This is a genomic window from Planktothrix sp. PLAVEN19ND (assembly GCF_057220675.1).
The window spans coordinates 4572539-4588633 of record NZ_CM170132.1 but is presented as its reverse complement, the minus strand read 5'-3'; the positions used below and the strand labels follow the sequence as shown (position 1 = coordinate 4588633).

The 16095-nt window shown below is 39.9% G+C and carries 13 protein-coding genes and 1 tRNA gene; 6 read left to right on the top strand and 8 right to left on the bottom strand.

Annotation, left to right across the window (positions count from 1 at the left end; translation table 11 throughout):
• Positions 1-19: 19 nt before the first annotated feature.
• Together AC2D3N_RS19500 and AC2D3N_RS19495 are read left to right on the top strand one after the other, a co-directional pair.
• A complete protein-coding gene (locus tag AC2D3N_RS19500; protein WP_484693779.1) occupies positions 20-943 on the top strand; it encodes a TIGR04168 family protein in 924 nt (307 codons plus the stop codon).
• A 25-nt stretch (positions 944-968) separates the two neighbouring features.
• Positions 969-1053: transfer RNA gene (locus AC2D3N_RS19495), tRNA-Ser, on the top strand.
• A gap of 626 nt (positions 1054-1679) precedes the next feature.
• Here AC2D3N_RS19495 and AC2D3N_RS19490 read toward each other — a convergent pair.
• The 3 genes from AC2D3N_RS19490 to trpB all read right to left on the bottom strand — a co-directional run bounded on the left by AC2D3N_RS19490 (position 1680) and on the right by trpB (position 4706).
• The gene (locus tag AC2D3N_RS19490) at positions 1680-2306 is read right to left on the bottom strand and encodes a ribonuclease D (protein WP_079680592.1); all 627 of its coding nucleotides are present in this window, start codon (positions 2304-2306) and stop codon (positions 1680-1682) included.
• A gap of 152 nt (positions 2307-2458) precedes the next feature.
• Positions 2459-3079, bottom strand: a complete 621-nt coding sequence (locus AC2D3N_RS19485) for a CAP domain-containing protein (protein WP_484691864.1) — start codon at positions 3077-3079, stop codon at positions 2459-2461.
• A gap of 376 nt (positions 3080-3455) precedes the next feature.
• Positions 3456-4706 (bottom strand): tryptophan synthase subunit beta, encoded by a 1251-nt coding sequence (gene trpB, locus AC2D3N_RS19480; protein WP_079680591.1) that lies wholly within the window; start codon positions 4704-4706, stop codon positions 3456-3458.
• A gap of 214 nt (positions 4707-4920) precedes the next feature.
• Between trpB and AC2D3N_RS19475 the strand changes: the two genes are divergently transcribed.
• Positions 4921-5199: a hypothetical protein gene (locus AC2D3N_RS19475; RefSeq protein WP_484691863.1), complete on the top strand. Its 279-nt coding sequence runs from the start codon at positions 4921-4923 to the stop codon at positions 5197-5199.
• A 2-nt stretch (positions 5200-5201) separates the two neighbouring features.
• Positions 5202-5318: a hypothetical protein gene (locus AC2D3N_RS19470; RefSeq protein WP_234996784.1), complete on the top strand. Its 117-nt coding sequence runs from the start codon at positions 5202-5204 to the stop codon at positions 5316-5318.
• Positions 5319-5350: 32 nt separating this feature from the next.
• On the opposite strand, the gene AC2D3N_RS19465 is transcribed toward AC2D3N_RS19470, so the two are convergent.
• Positions 5351-9229, bottom strand: coding sequence for a PAS domain S-box protein (locus AC2D3N_RS19465; protein WP_484691862.1), 3879 nt, complete (start codon positions 9227-9229; stop codon positions 5351-5353).
• A gap of 152 nt (positions 9230-9381) precedes the next feature.
• Here AC2D3N_RS19465 and AC2D3N_RS19460 point away from each other — a divergent pair, with 152 nt between their 5' ends.
• Together AC2D3N_RS19460 and AC2D3N_RS19455 are read left to right on the top strand one after the other, a co-directional pair.
• A complete protein-coding gene (locus tag AC2D3N_RS19460) occupies positions 9382-11532 on the top strand; it encodes an EAL domain-containing protein (RefSeq protein WP_484691861.1) in 2151 nt (716 codons plus the stop codon).
• 21 nt (positions 11533-11553) lie between these two features.
• Positions 11554-12222 (top strand): DUF1345 domain-containing protein, encoded by a 669-nt coding sequence (locus tag AC2D3N_RS19455; RefSeq protein ID WP_079680586.1) that lies wholly within the window; start codon positions 11554-11556, stop codon positions 12220-12222.
• A 64-nt stretch (positions 12223-12286) separates the two neighbouring features.
• Here the strand turns inward: AC2D3N_RS19455 and AC2D3N_RS19450 are convergent, their stop codons facing one another.
• The 4 genes from AC2D3N_RS19450 to AC2D3N_RS19435 form a co-directional block, all read right to left on the bottom strand.
• Positions 12287-13108: a dienelactone hydrolase family protein gene (locus AC2D3N_RS19450; RefSeq protein ID WP_079680585.1), complete on the bottom strand. Its 822-nt coding sequence runs from the start codon at positions 13106-13108 to the stop codon at positions 12287-12289.
• A gap of 143 nt (positions 13109-13251) precedes the next feature.
• A complete protein-coding gene (rsmH, locus tag AC2D3N_RS19445) occupies positions 13252-14163 on the bottom strand; it encodes a 16S rRNA (cytosine(1402)-N(4))-methyltransferase RsmH (protein WP_484691860.1) in 912 nt (303 codons plus the stop codon).
• Positions 14164-14189: 26 nt separating this feature from the next.
• Complete coding sequence (locus tag AC2D3N_RS19440) at positions 14190-14624, bottom strand: hypothetical protein (protein ID WP_484691859.1); 435 nt, start codon at positions 14622-14624, stop codon at positions 14190-14192.
• A gap of 7 nt (positions 14625-14631) precedes the next feature.
• Complete coding sequence (locus AC2D3N_RS19435; RefSeq protein ID WP_484691858.1) at positions 14632-15915, bottom strand: AAA family ATPase; 1284 nt, start codon at positions 15913-15915, stop codon at positions 14632-14634.
• Between the last annotated feature and the right edge of the window lie 180 nt (positions 15916-16095).

The window sequence follows — 16095 nt, the reverse complement described above, 5'->3', positions numbered from 1 at the left end:
GTTAGGAAGCTTTGAAACTATCATCCTTGTGAATATCAAACCCCTAAAAATTGCCGTTGTTGGAGACGTTCATGATCAATGGGAACAGGCCGACACCCTAGCATTGAAGTCTTTAGCGGTTGATTTAGTTCTATTTGTGGGGGATTTTGGCAATGAGGCGGTGGATGTGGTCAAAACCATCGCCGCCGTGGATACCCCCAAAGCCGTCGCTTTTGGCAACCATGACGCTTGGTACACCGCCACCGACTGGGGACGCCAAAAATGCCCCTATAATCGGACAATAGAAGATCGTGTCCAAGAACAACTGGATCTGATTGGGGAGGATCATGTAGGCTACGGAAAACGGGACTTTCCCGATTTGCAATTAACCGTGGTCGGAGGCCGTCCCTTCAGTTGGGGGGGCCCAGAATGGAAATATCACGATTTCTACACGGAGCGATTTGGTGTAGATGGTTTTGCAGCATCCGCCCAACGCATGATTCAGGCGGTGGAAACGGCGACCTATGATCGGATTCTGTTTTTAAGTCACAACGGCCCCACAGGGTTAGGAGAGGCAGCAGAGGCTCCCTGCGGGAAGGATTGGAACCCCATCGGGGGAGATTATGGTGATCCCGATTTGGCCGAAGCGATCACCCACGCTCGCACCCGGGGTAAAACCATTCCCTTAGTCGCTTTTGGTCATATGCACCATCACCTTCGCCATACGAAAACCCGTCAGCGTCAACGGTTAGTAACCAGTCCAGAAGGGACGGTCTATCTGAATGCCGCCTGTGTGAGTCGGATTAGAAAAACCCCCCAAGGGAAGCAACGGAATTTTTCGCTGGTCAGTTTAGACCAAAATCAAGTATCGGAAGTGTCGTTAGTTTGGGTAGGTGAGGACTTCCAGGTCGTTGAAACAGAATTATTGTCTCAGCGCTTGGCACAATCATCATTTATGTTATAATTGTTTGGCTGAACAATGAGCAATTGGAGAGGTGGCAGAGTGGTCGAATGCGCCTGACTTGAAATCAGGTGAACCGAAAGGTTCCGGGGGTTCGAATCCCCCCCTCTCCGTTCTGAAGAAGATAGCAACCGTAACTATAGCAGCAAAGCCATATCAGGGGTTTCGGTCATTTCTGCTATAGATGTACCCCGATAATTTTCCTTCAACTTAGATTGGGGGAATTTTTTTTTGAGAATATCCTGATCAGAAACAATCGCCCAGGAATAAGTAAGAGTAGATGCACCCTGATGGTTTCCTTCAACTTCGGTTGGGGGAATTTTTTTTTGAGAATATCCCGATCAGAAACAATCCTAACAGAATAAACAAAAATAGATGCACCCTGATGGTTTCCTTCAACTTCGGTTGGGGGAATTTTTTTTGAGAATATCCCGATCAGAAACAATCCTAACAGAATAAACAAAAATAGATGCACCCTGATGGTTTCCTTCAACTTCGGTTGGGGGAATTTTTTTTGAGAATATCCCGATCAGAAACAATCCTAACAGAATAAACAAAAATAGATGCACCCTGATGGTTTCCTTCAACTTCGGTTGGGGGAATTTTTTTTTGAGAATATCCCGATCAGAAACAATCCTAACAGAATAAACAAAAATAGATGCACCCTGATGGTTTCCTTCAACTTAGGTTGGGGGAATTTTTTTTTGAGAATATCCCAACCAGAATTAGGCGTTAAAATTTAATGATGTTCAAAAATACCATTAAATTGTAATAAATCCAAAGTCACAAGCACAGGTAAACAGGAAAAACATTGTTGTGCGAGTTCTAAACGGTCTTCTCGCTCCAACATGGAAACCAGCTTTTTCTGTACATTTAATAAATAGCGAACATCATTGGCGGCATAATTTAATTGATTTTCCGATAAGTTAATTGCATTTCCCCAGTCGGAACTTTGGGAGGTTTTATCGAGTTCGACGTTTTCTAATTCCTGGACTAACTCTTTGAGTCCGTGTTTTCCCGTGTAAGTTCTAACCAATTTACTCGCAATTTTAGTACAGAAAATCGGATTAACTTCAATCTCTAAATGATAACGAATTGTAGCAATATCAAATCGAGCAAAATGGAATACCTTCAGAATATTAGGAGCTTCAAAGAGTTTTTTTAAATTAGGGGCTTCTTTTTGACCTTTAGCAATTCTAATCGCACTCACTTGACCTTTAGGGTCACAAATTTGAATTAAGCAAAGGCGATCACGCCAAGGTAATAAACCCATTGTCTCCGTATCTACCGCTAAAGCATCTGCGGTCAGATATTCGGATAATAACGCTTCCGAAATATCCCCATCACAAACTTGAAAATTAGACATATTATTTAAAAATAATTTTAATTGATTTTATCGTAGTTTGGCAAATATAGCAATGAGCGGGTTAAGGTTTTAAACCTATTTGTGTCTTCGTGTCTTTGTGGTTAAATTAGACTTAACCCTTCTCAGAATAATAGCAAGAACTCCTATTGACCCTATTTTTTTCTCACGAAAATTTGAGTAAAATAATACTCTCCCTTCGCATTTTTAACAATACCTACTCCCGTTAAATCATAATTTCCCACCATATTTCGTTGATGACCCGGACTTTCTATCCACCCTTTAACAGCTTCTTTTCCTGGGTCAACATAACCAGAATTAAAAGCCACATTCTCCGCAATTTCTCGCCAAGGAACAAACTGACTAATTTTTTGAAACCGAGCTTCTGCACCCCCATGACCAAAAGCTACTTTCCCATTAGCCATTGCATAGCTATGAATTCGAGACTGTTCACTAATATTAGGGTCAAGTTTTAACAGGGGTAAATTCTTAGATTTGCGATATTCATTGACTTGCTGATAAACCGATAACTCTAATTTTTCAAGATTAGAAGGAGTTGAAGCTAAAATGGGTTTTACCTCCGGTAAGGATGGAGAAATTAAGTTAGTTTTCGATAAAAATGTACACCCTCCCAATAATAAGACTATTCCCATTACAGGTAACTTAAACATTGTTCGCTTTTTTAATATGGTTGACAAGGTATCGTTGCGATGGGGAAAAACAGGTTTTTGGGAGATGGCGATCGCTTTTTCTGCTTGATGCACAAAACATACCATTTGTCAAGATACCTTTCTAGGGCTTCCAGTTTTTTGCCTAAAATTCGTGCAAGATAGGCTGGCAATTGGGGCAAAAAAACCGGATATTTCACGAAATAATCAGGGTTTTAGACGCTATTTTTGCTCTTAAACACAACAACCCCTTGGCAGGTATATTTTATAGTGTACCAGAACCCCGATGATTTCGTCAACTATTTGAGAGTAATTTTCAATAAAATGTCATGACTCCTTGACAATCTTTTAAAAAATAAAATTATACCCCTAGATAAATTAGAAAAACTAATATTGATTGGGCGATCAAAGATATTAACCCTAGGGGTAGGTGACATATTACCACCCACCCAAAAAATGTTAAGCGGTGAATAATTTACTTCAGCTAACTATTAGAATGATTCAGGAATTTTTGTACCGTTTGTACATCCTTATCCCCCCGTCCTGAACAATTTAAAATAATCCGAGGACTGCCTTCTAATTGCGGACAAAGGGTTTCTAAATAGGCGATCGCATGGGCGGTTTCCAAGGCGGGAATAATCCCTTCTAAACGGGATAACCGTTGAAACGCATCCAAAGCTTGCTGGTCGGTCACACTGTAATATTCCGCCCGACCCAAATCTTTTAAATAACTATGTTCTGGCCCCACCCCGGGATAATCTAACCCGGCACTAATCGAATGGGCCTCCATGATTTGGCCATCATCATCCTGTAATAGATAACTCATCGCTCCGTGTAACACTCCCACCCGGCCATGGGTGAGGGTAGCGGCGTGTTTTCCCGTTTCCACCCCTGACCCGGCAGCTTCGACCCCGATCAGACGCACAGAGGTTTCATGGACAAACTCATTAAACAGCCCCATGGCGTTAGAACCACCTCCAACACAGGCTAACAAAATATCGGGTAAACCCCCCCATTTCTCCCAACATTGGGCGCGGGTTTCTACCCCAATCACATTATGGAAATCCCGAACAATCATGGGGTAGGGGTGTGGCCCGGCAACGGAGCCCAGAATATAATGGGTGGTTTCAACGTTAGTTACCCAGTCGCGGATGGCTTCAGAAGTGGCATCTTTTAAGGTTCCGGTACCCGCTTCCACCGGGCGCACTTCCGCCCCTAATAGCCGCATTCTAAACACATTCAGGGCTTGACGCTCCATGTCGTGAATGCCCATATAAATCACGCAGTCTAGGCCATAGCGGGCGCAAACCGTCGCCGTGGCTACCCCATGTTGACCCGCCCCGGTTTCCGCAATAATGCGCTGTTTGCCCATTTTTTTGGCTAATAGGGCTTGGGCGAGGGCGTTATTAATTTTATGGGCTCCGGTGTGGTTGAGGTCTTCCCGTTTCAGATAAATTTGTGGGCCGCTGCCGTCGGGTCTAGCATAATATTGGGTCAGGCGTTCGGCGAAATATAGGGGGCTAGGTCTTCCCACATAGTCTTTCAGCAGACTTTGTAGTTCGGCTTGGAATTCGGGATCTTGACGATAATGGTTATAGGCTGTTTCCAGTTCAGCTAAGGCAGGCATTAGGGTTTCTGGGACATATTTGCCTCCAAATTGTCCGAAGCGTCCGAGCAGGTCTGGGCGTTGTGTGGCGGGGCGTTGGGGATTGGGAGGTAAGGGAGTGGTAGTCACGGCGAGTGGGAAATAATGAATACTGAACAATCTTTTAATTATAGAAGATATCTCAGAGATTGAAAATTCAGTGGCTTTAGACCACCAGATGAAAAGCAATTCAGGGGGTTTTAACCCCTGTCAATATTTTCTATAAATTCATGTTAACATTTTAGAAGGTCGAAAACAGAGGAAATCCGATAAATATCAGAGGCAAGATGAGGTTTAACAAATTATGAATAAATTACAAGAAATTACGATTAAAGTACCAGAAGAAATTGCTCAAGCCTATCGGGAAGCAAGTGACATAGAAAAGCAACAAATTGAATTAAAATTTTCCACATTAATGAAACTAAAAATCAACTCCATTCAAACAGAAAAAGTTGATACCCTAGGGCAATTAATGGATGATATTAGTAGAAAAGCCATAGCTAGAGGTTTAACTCCTGAAATATTAGAGGAGATTTTAAATCAATTGAAGAATGCCGAGATCCCAAAGATAATAAATATTTAGAATTGGCTGTTAGTGGTAACGCTGATTATATAATTACAGGAGATAAGGATTTGTTGGTATTAAATCCTTTTCGAGCAATTAGTATTATTACAGTTGACCAGTTTTTATTATTGATTTAATACAGATTTGATTATAAAATTAACAAAATAAATTAGCTATTCCCTATTACTTCCCCTAGCAACGGTTGAATTAACTCCATAATTCGGTCAGAATTAAAGTTATTGATGTAATCAGTTAGTGCCTTAGACAAACCTACTTTAGATTCGGGAATTTGTAAGATTAATTCGTTCATTACTTCAGTATCGAGATAGTAAGCAGCTTGATACATTTGTTCTAACCACTGAGGAGACATCATAGATATATCTTCTACAGAAAGCGTTTCAACCAATTGTTTTTTGGGGGCTTGTTCTTCGACTTCGTAAATATATTGCACTCCTAAATATTTAGCGAGTTTGTCAAAAATTTCTCTCTGCTGAAATGGCTTGCTGATAAAATCGTTACAGCCAGTCAGAATAACTTTCTCTCGATCTTCTTCAAAAACACTAGCAGTTAAAGCAATAATAACAGTTTCTTGGCTCTTAGGGTTTTCTCTAATGCGTTTTGTAGCAGTATATCCATCTATGATCGGCATTCGCAGATCCATAAAAATCAAGTGTGGCAACCAATTTTCCCACAGCGAAAGTGCCTCCAAGCCCTGGGTTGCTTCCCTCACCTGAAAACCAACTGAGGTCAGGATATCGACTAACAAGTGACGATTTTCTTCTAAATCTTCGACGACAAGAATGCGGTAAGTTGGTTGTCCGGGAGCTAAACTAATTACTCTTTGATCAATAATTGATTCTGAGGGTAAGGACTTGGCTTGAGGTAACTGTACACCAATCTCAAAGGAAAAAGTGCTCCCTCGATTCAAAGTGCTTTTAACCCGAATTTGACCGCCCATAAGTTGGATTAGTTTTTGACTAATGGCTAAACCCAGACCCGTACCTTGACTCAAATTATTTCCGGCTTCGGCTTGTACAAAAACCTGAAATAAACTCTCAATTTCTGTGGGCGCAATTCCCACCCCCGTATCCTCAATGGCAAAGCTTATACGACAGAAGTTTGTTTCTTTTTGTCCTACTCTTACCCGCAGGGTGATACTTCCTTGCTTAGTAAACTTAATCGCATTACCGAGGAGATTGACTAAGACTTGATAGAGTTTTTTCTCATCGGTATGCACAAATTTAGGAAGATCGGGATCTCGCTCAACAATTAGCTGTAATTCTTTAGATTGAACTTTAACTTGAAACAGATCTTGAATGGAAGTTAGTAAATTTGTTAAGTCAAAGTCAGAAAGATTGAGGGTCATCCGTCCGCTTTCAATTTTGGATAAATCTAAAATATCATTAATCAAATCCAACAAATGTTTACCACTCCGATTAACAATTTGTAAGCGTTCTTGGACGGAAGGAGGCAAAGCGCTTTCATAGCTCATTAATTGCGTGAATCCTAAAATTGAGTTGAGGGGGGTGCGGAGTTCATGACTCATATTGGCAAGAAAGATACTCTTAGCTTGGTTAGCCGCTTCTGCTGCTTCTTTTGCCTGCTGAAGTTCTAATTCAAATTGTTTGCGATCGCTAATATCAATTAAATATCCCAAAATTTCCACAGGTCTACCTACCTGATCTCGAATGAGTTTGACTTGTTCGAGTACCCAACGATAATTCCCATCTGCGTGCAGAAGACGGAATTCTTGAAAATGAAAACCATCGTCGAATAGATTTGCCAGTCCATTAAACACTTGATCTGCGTCATCTGGATGTAGATGATTCATCCAAAATTCAGAATCTTCTAAAAACGCTTTGGGTTCGTAGCCCAATAAATCCTTGATATTTTCGCTAACAAATGTTGCACCATAGTCACCATCGGGTCTACTGCTAAAAATCACAACGGGGCTGTAGTTGAGCAGAAAGTTAAGGCGATTAGTGGTGGCTTGCAGGGCTTGTTCCGCCAGTCTTAGCTCTGTGATATTCTGCTGAACAGCAACATATACAGTCCCATATTCAGGATGCTCAAACCTAGAGGTGTGAACTCGGCACCAAAAGAGTGTGCCATCTTTTTTCCGATTGTAGACCTCATATTTGGCTTCCCCGTCCCGTTCAAGTTGGGTGGCGATATCTTCAACGGTGGCATCGGGCGTCACCCGGGTATCGACATAATTAATCACACCCACGGGTTGACCGACAAGTTCGCCTTCTGCATAGCCAAACATCGCATCAAACTTGGGATTAGTGTAGACAATTATCAAATCTGGGACTTTAACTAAACAGACTCCCCCCGCCATATTATTCATAATAATGCTTTGCAGTTCTAGGGTCTTTTGAGCTTCTTTTCTGGCCGTGATATCTTGGATTTGAGCAATAATGTGCAGTGGATTTCCCTGCTGATCTTGGACGACCGATCCATTCAGCAGAATCCAAACAATATGTCCTTGCTTATGGATATAACGTTTTTCTCGTTGGTAAGTTGACAGGGTTCCTGCTAATAGCTGATGTCTATTGTTCAGATCTACTTCCAAGTCTTCAGGATAGGTAATATCTTCAAATGTTAGTGTTAGCAATTCCTCTGGAGAGTAGCCAACAATTTGACACAAAGCAGGATTGACTTTCAGCCAATGCCCATCCATCGAAAGAATTCCCATCCCAATTGAGGCATCTTGAAACGCATGGCGAAACTGTTCTTCACTATTGCGTAAAGCCGTCTCAATCTGTTTGCGATCGCTAATATCCCGCAAAATAACCGTAAATAATGTTTCGTCTCCGATTTCTAACCGAGAAATTGAGGCTTCAGCCAAAAACTGCGTCCCATTTCGACGACGACCCCAAATTTCACCTCGTTCTCCCATTCTTCTGGCTTTTCCCGAAGACTGGGCAAATTTTTGGATATGCTGATGATGGGCATTTCTAAACTGTTCTGGGAGTAATAAACTCAAAGGTTGCCCCAAAACCTCCTCTAGTTTGTAACCAAAAATCTTTTCCGCCCCTTGATTAAACAGGGTAATATGTTGAGTGCTATCCACTGAAATAATCGCATCATTGGCAATTTCTAAAATTCCGGCAAAACGAGCCTGGGATTTTTCTAAAGATTCTGTGCGTTCGGTTACAAGACTTTCTAAGGTTTGGTTAATTTTTTTGAGTTGTACCTCGGCTTGTTGGCGTTGGTGATCAATTTGGTTCAAAAATCGAGCCGTGACCCAGAGCAGAATTGAGAAGGTCAAAACTAGAATGATTGACCGTAAACTATAGCCAAATTCGGCGTTATACCAGCCTAATTTTTGTCCTTGAAATGTTAACAAGTTTAGGGATATGGGAAAAACAATTGCCCAAGGGAGTAACAGTCGAAGTATGACACCACCCACTAGGGGACTGGTTAAGACCTGCATGAATCCCTCCTGCGGTCGGAGCCACAAAATTCCGATATGGAGAAGGAAAAAGGCTAGGATTGAGTTGATTGCTTGACCCGTGCTTAGGAGGAAAAATCGTTCAAGAACATCGACATGGAATAGGTGTCCTAATAACGCTAACAGAGAAATTAAAGCCGCAACACTACTACAAATCTGAGCCAACCCAATATTCCAGGGACGGTTTCGCCCGAGTAGGAATAGGGCTACTCCCATCAGGACAAAATTGAACGCCGTATTGATTCTCATGCGTCCTGAATCATGGGTTTCTGAGGATACAATATATCCATGATTTGTCTTCAAATCCGAACCGAATAAATATCCGCTCAGGGTTAGTAAACCGATGAAAATGATCGCTCCGGCTAAACCTTGAGAGATTCGATAATATAGTTGGGTGGGTCGTGGGCGCGACAACAATATTAAAGATACTCCAGCAGACAGAAAGCACAGTGCTGTGTTTACTTTCATGGTTGAGGTCATCGAGGGAAAACCACTTTTGAGCAGGGATAGGTTAAATTGCCAACCTAGGAGTACAATTACAGAGATGGAAATAACCAGTAGCCCGGCGATTTGGGAAGTCCGATTTTTCATAACCGATTTACTTGATATTTAGGAAATTCCAACTATCTGAAATCCCCAGAAAATAAAATATGAGTATCTAATAAAAACCCATTAATATTTTTTCCCTATTCAGTAAAATATTGCTATATTATACTTAAATTTTATCAAATTAAAGATATAGCATGATAAGCGATCCAATTATCAGTCATCAAGGGGATATTTTAATCGTTGACGATTTACCCGATAACCTCCGTTTGCTCAGGGATACCTTGAGTGAAGAAGGCTATAAGGTTCGCAGTGCCACGACGGGGGCCATGGCACTCAGAGCCGCCCAATCTCCATCGACGGAATTAATCTTACTTGATATTAAATTACCCGATATCGATGGCTATGAAGTGTGCAGACAATTAAAATCCGATGAGCGCACCGCAAATATTCCCGTGATTTTTTTAAGTGCACTGAATGAAACATTAAATAAAGTTCAAGGACTGGCGGCGGGCGGGGTAGATTATATTTCTAAGCCGTTTCAAGTCGAAGAAGTATTAGCCCGGGTCGAAACTCACCTCACTATCCAACGACTCCAAAAAAGACTGCAAGAACAGAATTTGCGCCTGCTCAAAGAGATAGAAGAACATCAACGCCTCAAAGATATCCTCTTTGCTGAAAAAGAATTAGCTCAGGTGACCTTACAATCTATTGGTGATGGGGTGATTACCACTGATGCCCAAGGGAATATTAGATATATTAATTCAGTTGCTGAAAAACTCACGGGCTGGAAAGCAGAGCAGGCCCAAGGACTTTCTTTGTCTGAGGTTTTGGTAATTATTAATGAAGTTACCCGAAAACCCGCAGATAATCCGGTCAGCCAAGCACTGTTAGAAGGGAAAATAGTAGGTTCAGCTAATAACCATACAATTCTGATTGCCCGGGATGGGACGGAGTATGCGATTGAGGACTCAGCAGCCCCAATTCGCGATCGTCAAGGTGAAGTTATCGGCGCAGTCATTGTCTTTCATGATATGACCCAATGGCGTCATCTCACCCGTCAACTCTCCTGGGAAGCCAGTCATGATGCCCTGACAGGGTTAATTAACCGTCGAGGATTTGAGCAGTACCTCATAGATGCGATCGCTTCTACTAAAAATAGCAATCAGCAGCACGTTCTCTGTTATTTAGATTTAGATCAGTTTAAAGTTGTTAACGATACCGTCGGTCATATTGCTGGGGATGAGTTACTGCGTCAAATTACGGAACTTTTACAACAGGGGGTTCGCGCTAATGATATATTGGCTCGCCTGGGGGGTGATGAATTTGGTCTTTTGCTCAATCAATGTCCCCTCGCTCAAGCTTTTGATATTGCAGAAAAGCTCAAAGACCTAGTGCGTCAGTTTCGGTTTATGTGGAGTGGCAAAACTTTTATCCTCGGGGTCAGTATTGGAGTGGTTGCCATTGACCAAACTAGCCGAGATTTGATGGAGGTTTTAGGAGCAGCTGATGCGGCTTGTTATGCGGCTAAAGCGAACGGGCGCAACTGTGTTCATATTTACCGTCAAGATGATCGCGAACTCATTAAACAGCGGGGGGAGAGACAGTTAATTGCCAAAATCAGTCGAGCCCTGGAAACCAATCGTTTTTGTCTCTACTATCAAAAGATTATCTCTATTACTTCTAAACCTTTAGTAGAGCATTATGAGATTTTGGTCAGAATGTTAGGTGATAATGACGAATTAGTCTCGCCTAATGAGTTTATTCCCGCCGCCGAACGTTATGGCTTGATCACCGAGATCGATTGCTGGGTAATTGAAACTTTTTTCTCGAATTATCAAAATTTATCTAGGCAAGAAATTCTGACTAAAGGCTTATATACGATTAATCTTTCTGGTGCTAGTATTTGTAATCATCAGTTTATGAGGTTTTTAATCGAACAATTTCCTCGCTTCCAAATTCCCCCACAGACCATTTGTTTTGAAATTACTGAAACCGAAGCGATCGCTAACTTTGACCAAGCCCGATATTTTATAGGCGCGCTCAAAGAGATTGGCTGTAGTTTTGCTTTAGATGATTTTGGCAGTGGGTTAAGCTCCTTTGCTTATTTGATGAATTTACCCGTTGATTATCTAAAAATAGATGGTATTTTTGTCAAGAATATTAATCATAATTTGATTTCTCAAGCGATCGTGGAAAGTTTTAATCATATTGCCCATGCCATGAATTTGGAAACGGTGGCTGAGTTTGTCGAGGACGAAATGATCTTAGAAAAATTGCGGGAGATAGGAGTTGATTATGCTCAGGGTTACGGAATTTCCCACCCCGTCCCAATTAACTTTAATTAATAAAATTTGGGATATAAACTAATGCTCAAACCTCAAATTCCTCACCAATGGAGAGTTCGCTATCGCCTGATTTTATCGGCTTTATTCTCTTTAATATCATCATTTTTTCTGCCATCTTGGTTTAGTTTATCCACTCGGATTCTCTCGGTATGGAATACGGGAATGCTCTGTTTTTTAATCTCAACTTGGCTATTAATGGTGCAAGCAATCCCCAAAACAATGCGCCGCAATGCTCAAAGTCAGGATGAAGGAAGATTAGTAATTTTGAGCTTAATTACGGCTGCTGCCTGTGCTAGTATATTAGCAATTACTTTTATATTAAAAGAAACAAAAGATCAGAATATTCATATAATTATTCCCCATATAATTTTGGCAGTGATCACAATTATTGGGTCATGGTTGCTAGTTCATACAATTTTTGCGATTCACTATGCCCATGAATATTATCAAGACCATAAAACTCTCAGTAATTCTCCAGCAGGAGGACTGGATTTTCCCGAAGATATAGAGCCAGACTACTGGGATTTTTTATATTTTTCTTTTGTAATTGGCATGACCAGTCAAGTTTCAGATGTACAAATTACCTCGCGATCATTAAGGCGTTTATCGCTATTTCATAGCATTCTTTCTTTTTTCTTTAATACCGTAATTGTGGCGATGAGTATTAATATTATTGCAGGTTTAATTTAATAGAAATCTATAGAAAATAAATGCGATCGCCTCTTGTTTAAAAAAGCGATCGCACCTTTAACCTTTAAAAAATTTCCTCAAAAAATAGTTTCATCGCTTCAAAAGAACGACGATCAGAATCGGGATTATAGGCGATTCCTTTAGAGGGATCATCCCCCGATTTCGGATTGGTAAAACTATGAACTGTTCTACCATAATTCACCATTTGCCAATCGACATTTCCCTCTCGCAATTCCTTCTCAAATGCCTGAATATCCTCTTGGGAAACTAACGGATCATCCGCCCCATGTAAGACCAAAACTTTGCTTTTAATTCGTTTCCCATCCTGGGGATTAGGACTATCTAAACCGCCATGAAAACTCACCACCCCATCCACATCTGCACCACTTCTTGCCAATTCTAACACTGTTGTTCCTCCGAAACAATAGCCAATCGCAGCCAACTTTTCAGGATCAGTTTGAGGTTGTTTACGAAGTTCTGCTAAAGCAGCATTTACCCTTTCCCTTAATAACGCCCGGTTATTGCGGTAAAGGGTCGCTTGGGTTTTAGCTTCCTCTGCGGTTTGGGGTCGAATTCCTTTGCCATAAATATCCGCAGCAAAGGCAACATAACCCATACTAGCAAGTTGTTCCGTGCGTTTTTTTGCATAGTCATCTAACCCCTTCCATTCATGCACAACCAACACCCCTGGACGTTTGCCTGTTTTTGAAGAATCATAGGCTAAATATCCTTCTAAAACCGCATCTCCTTGGCGATATTCGATGACTTGAGTTTTCAGAGTATTAGAAGTTTGGGCAGAGGTTAGCATTGTCCAAACGGGAGCGATCAAAATCGCAATCACCAACAGAATGAATACAGAATATTTTTTGAGAATGTTCATCAGCATCGGAGATATACTATTAACTCAATTTTGCTATTATAGCAACTATAGCGAGTTGCATAAATTACCCAAAATCACAAAAATTGTAGGGGCGGGGTCTTCCCGCCCTAACATCTCAAATCACAAAAATGGTAGGGGTGGGGTCTTCCTTATTCTATTATCTTTCGTTCTGCTAATCTTAATTTAGCTGAACGAGAACGGTGATTATTATTTAGTTCATCGGGTTGGGGTTGAATCGGTTTTTTAGTTAATACCTGTAAAATAGGAGACTCTTTTAACCGATGTTTAACGATTCTATCTTCTAAACTATGAAAACTAATCACCCCAATTCTACCTCCAGGTTTTAACCAATATTGCGCTTGATCTATAAATTTTTCTAAACGAGTTAACTCTTGATTCACCGCAATTCTTAATGCTTGAAAGACACGGGTAGCCGGATGAATTCGTCCATGACGATAACTCGCTGGAACACAACCGCCGATCGCATAGGCTAAATCCGTTGTGGTTTGAAACGGCCGTTTTTCTACAATTCCTTTGGCAATGCGTCTGGATAATCTTTCTTCCCCATACTGATAAAAAATATTCGCTAATTGCTTCTCATCCCAATGGTTAATAATCTCCGCCGCCGTCAAAGATTGTTGTTGATTCATTCGCATATCTAAAGGGGCGGTATGGCGAAAACTAAACCCTCTTTCTGGCTGATCAAACTGATAGGAACTTACCCCTAAATCCGCTATAATTCCATCAAATTGTTTAGATTTAGGCTGATATTCAGCAAAGTTTCCTTGCCAAAACTGCACTCTTTCCAATAGAGAAAGATCTGCTTGTTCAAATTTAACCCTAGCAGCAGCGATCGCGTCTTTATCTTGATCAATTGCTGTTAACTGGATATTCTCCCCGGCTTGCAATAATAACAAACTATGTCCACCACCGCCAACGGTTGCATCGAGATATTCCCCCCCCGCACGAATTTCTAACCCTGCAATTAATTCCCGACTCAATACGGGAATATGGACAAAGGAGGTTTGAGTATTTTCTTCCACTACTTTGATTTCAGACAATGTAATTATTCCTATAATTAATGATATTAGCTTAAACAATAAGTATAAGTCATCTTCTTGACTTCTAGTTTAGCATTATATGTCTTTTTGAACTTGAGCTTAAACTTTTGAATTTCAGGTGTTGTTAGAGGGCACCGAGTTGATATAATAATACAAACCTTTTCTTGTTTAGCTGGATGATCAGAAAGCTCTTGAATGGTTGCTTCGAGTTGTTTAATGGCGTGCAAAATTTCAGACCCTTTAAGCTCAATATAGATTTCTATAATTTTTTTGATATCCTGTTGATCAGGAATAACCAAATAATCACAACGCTTACCTTCTTTAATTGCACATCCATCAACCTGAACTACACAAACTTTAAATTGATTCGGATTTTCAATAATAATTTGACTCTGATTTTCTTTACGAGTTATTCGTTTATTAGACGAAATAGTTTCGCACTCTGGAAAACGCTTTTTCATATCGCACTTAAATCAGGTCAAGAAGTTGATCAAATTCCATAGCCAATTCTTCAGAAACAGAGTCAATAATATTGGTATCAATTAATCCCGTTTCGTCAGAGATAATGGATTTACAGAAACCATCCATTAAAGAATAAACTGCTACATCTTTTGTTAATAAAGTTTTATAGCGAGGAAGAATTTTTTCGAGTTTTTCGATCACTTGATCATTAGCATCCTGATAAATTAAACCCGCTTGTAGTAAATTGTTAGTGGCGGTTAAAATATAGGGGCTATGGGTGGTAATAAAAAATTGAAGACTATCAGGGTTAGTATTAAAAACAGTAGCTATTAATTCAACAATATGTTTTTGAGCAGTTGGAAAAACATGGGCTTCTGGTTCTTCAATATATATGGTTTGACCTCCAAAAATAGGTTGTATAAATGGCATGATAGATTGTATAAATGGCATGGTAGATAATATAATTACTAATGGGAGTGTTTCTTGCTGACCAGATGAACAATTAGAAATATTAATTTTCCTACCATCTAAAGTTTTTAAAAAATCTTCCTCATTTTCAATAATATATTTAGCACATAAAATTTTTTCTACTAAGGGTTTTATTTCCATATCAATAAATTTTTGACGTTCATCTTCAAACTCGTTAATTTGCATAGTGTTTTTCATTAATTCATATAATCTTCCAAAGCTTATGATAAATGGATCTAAAGATTTCTGATTTGATAATATAGAAAAAATATTTTTTCCTATATAAGCAAAAAATGAACGACCCGCCGGAATAAAATATTGGAAAAAAGTAGAGTTTTTACCAAGATTTTTTTCAAAAATATCCATCAAATTTGAGCGATTTTCAACAACGTCTAAAGGATTAAGATGTAAAATCACCGTTTTTTTATTTTGTCTTTGACGATCAATTTTTCGCAACTTAGACAAAGCAGAGTTATAGAAATCAGAATAATCAAGTAAAAGCGATGATTTATTATGATTTCGATAGATTTGAACAAAATAGCCATTAATTTCATATCTTAAGTTGAATTCATGATCTCCCCAGAATTTGGGAGGAAAAAACTCTTTAAACTTGTTAGAATAAGAAGATTCTAATTGACGCTTAGTTTTTTTTTCTTCAACAGCTTTAATTAGCGCGAAGATAAACTCTTTAAAATAAAATAATAATTTTGCACAGACACTCTTACCACTGGCTTGAGGGCCAATCATAATATTGATCTTCTTAACCTCTATTTCTAAGTGTTCAATTCCTGCAAAGTTATCTATAATTAATTTCTCAACCATTGTGCGTCCTTATTCTGATTAATAACTTCAACAATTTTAACGGGTGGTGTGTTCATAGACTATTTTCAATAGATATAAATTAATAAAATTGCGATCGCAAACCTCTCAAACTAAGAAACCCGGTTTCTGGGAAAGTACAGACCCCTAGCAGGGACAAAAGGCTTTTGAGTATTTTTTGCT